General features: G+C 70.5%; 3 protein-coding genes. 2 read left to right on the top strand and 1 reads right to left on the bottom strand.

Features of this window, described 5'->3' with window-relative positions:
- On the bottom strand, nt 1-239 hold a 239-nt coding region (locus B207_RS40510), incomplete at its 3' end, for a hypothetical protein (protein ID WP_195905248.1).
- A gap of 147 nt (nt 240-386) precedes the next feature.
- Between B207_RS40510 and B207_RS0106065 the strand changes: the two genes are divergently transcribed.
- On the top strand, nt 387-803 hold the full coding sequence (locus tag B207_RS0106065) for an ester cyclase (protein ID WP_018635632.1): 417 nt from the start codon (nt 387-389) through the stop codon (nt 801-803).
- Nucleotides 804-1235: 432 nt separating this feature from the next.
- The coding region (locus tag B207_RS0106070) for a hypothetical protein (protein ID WP_195905249.1) at nt 1236-1436 on the top strand (201 nt) is incomplete at its 3' end.

Genomic DNA, 1436 nt, shown 5'->3' on the forward strand with positions numbered 1-1436 from the left:
GCCACCCCCGCCGACCAGCACTGCCCCACCCACATCCGCCTACGAATCCGCAGCATCACCCCCACCGCCTTCGCACCCAGACCACCCGCCCCCACGACGACACCACCAGCACCACCCCCACCGGCCAGTCCGCCGGCAGCCTCGGCCAGCCCGCCCGCCCCGCCGGCCACCTCCACACCGCCGACGCCGGCCACCACCTCCGCGGCACCTCCCGACGTGTCACCATCGCCGTCGGCCACGTGAGGATCGACGACGACTCCGGCCGCCAGCACTCGGAACCAGACCCGGGGGACGAGGCTGTCTCACCCCTGTCCGAATGCCCTGAGCAAGGCCCGCGATTCTCACCATCGTGAATCCGGCGGGGCTCGTGGGCTTGGATGGGAGGCATGAGTGACGCGCTGGACACGGTCAGGCAGGTGATCGCCGCCTTCGAGACCGGTGACCGGGAGACACTGCTCGGACTGCTCGCCGAGAACGTCGTGATGGAGGCGCCCGGCGGGGTGCGCCTCATCGGCCGCGAGGCGGCGGTCAACCACAGCGACGCCTTCCTGGCCGCCTTCGGCGACATCGAGGTCGACACGCACCTTCTCGTGGAGCAGAGCCCGCTGGTCGTCGAGGAGTCCACGCTGACGGCCCGGCATACGAGCCCGTTCACGGCCACCGGCGGCGAGCCGATCCCGGCGAGCGGCAACCTCGTGACCCTGCGGATCGTCGAGGTGTACCGGGTGGACGGCGGCCTGGTCACCGAGAACCGCATCTACTTCGACGAGACCCGCCTACTACGCCAACTCCGCCCCGGCTGAACTGCCCCGGCGACGACTATCTCGTCGAGCGGAGGCTGTCGAGCCTGTGACGCGACGTCACCGGCAGCCCGCTCGAGACGGGCCTTCGCCAGTTCGCCACGGCGGCAGGTGAGCTGGGGTTCTCCGACGAGCAGGCGTCCGCAGCCGGCTCGCAGGTCATCGCCCGATTACTCATCCAGACCCGCCGCCGGCTCACCGACCTGACCAATGCCGACCTGACCGCGGCCTGCCGGGAACGGGAGAAACGCACCGGGGCCAGGGCTGGCGGCACTACCAGGGCGCGCTGCACTCCGCCCAGCAGGTGCTCTCCCATCTCGGCGTGCTTGACCGCCCTGCGTCGCCGTCACCGATCCGCAGGTCGGCTCGGCTACCGCCGGTGTCAGCCGCATCCTCTACGACGCTGTTGGTAACCCGGTGTCGGAGACCGGTCCGTTGGGTTGGACGACCACCGCCACCTACGACGCTCTCAGTCAGCTGCGGACCGTCACCGAGCCGGTGGACGCCTCGACGTCGATCACGACGACGTTCGGTTACGCCAAGGGTGGCAAGCTCACCCGCCGGACCGACGGCCGCGGGAACCGGGTCATCTACACGTACAACCCGCTGCTGCTGCGGGAGTCGGTGGTGGAGGCC

This window comes from Parafrankia elaeagni (assembly GCF_000374165.1).
GTDB classification, from domain to species: Bacteria; Actinomycetota; Actinomycetes; order Frankiales; family Frankiaceae; genus Parafrankia; species Parafrankia elaeagni.

What these genes read in the sequence shown, in the direction of transcription:
- B207_RS0106065 (WP_018635632.1), top strand. Translation starts at nt 387, where the DNA reads ATGAGTGACGCGCTGGACACGGTCAGGCAGGTGATCGCCGCCTTCGAG.